This is a genomic window from Desulfopila inferna (assembly GCF_016919005.1).
GTDB classification, from domain to species: Bacteria; Desulfobacterota; Desulfobulbia; order Desulfobulbales; family Desulfocapsaceae; genus Desulfopila_A; species Desulfopila_A inferna.
The window spans coordinates 1-411 of the sequence record NZ_JAFFQE010000057.1 but is presented as its reverse complement, the minus strand read 5'-3'; the positions used below and the strand labels follow the sequence as shown (position 1 = coordinate 411).

Below are 411 nucleotides of genomic sequence, written 5' to 3'. Positions count from 1 at the left end.
GCCCAACTATGACCACAAGTACCGCAACTGGAACCGCAGCGGCGACGGCTGGGTGGACATGTACACCGCCATCATGCGCTCCAACGACACCTACTTCTACGACCTGGCGCACAAGCTGGGCATCGACCGCCTGCACGACTACATGGCCGAGTTCGGCCTGGGCCAGAAGGTGTCGCTGGACATGTTCGAGGAAGCCTCCGGGCTGATGCCCTCGGCCGAGTGGAAGCGCGCCACACGACGCCAGGCCTGGTTCCCGGGCGAGACGCTGATCCTTGGCATTGGCCAGGGTTACATGCAGGTCACCCCCCTGCAGCTGGCCCAGGCCACCAGCCTGCTGGCAAGCAAGGGCGTGTGGCACCGCCCGCACCTGGCCATGACCGTGGGTGGCGATACGCCGATCGACCCAAACCC

The 411-nt window shown here is 65.7% G+C and carries 1 protein-coding gene; it reads left to right on the top strand.

Features of this window, described 5'->3' with window-relative positions:
* Positions 1-411, top strand: a 411-nt coding sequence (locus tag JWG88_RS21425) for a penicillin-binding transpeptidase domain-containing protein (RefSeq protein WP_306793157.1), incomplete at both ends; no start/stop codon positions are given.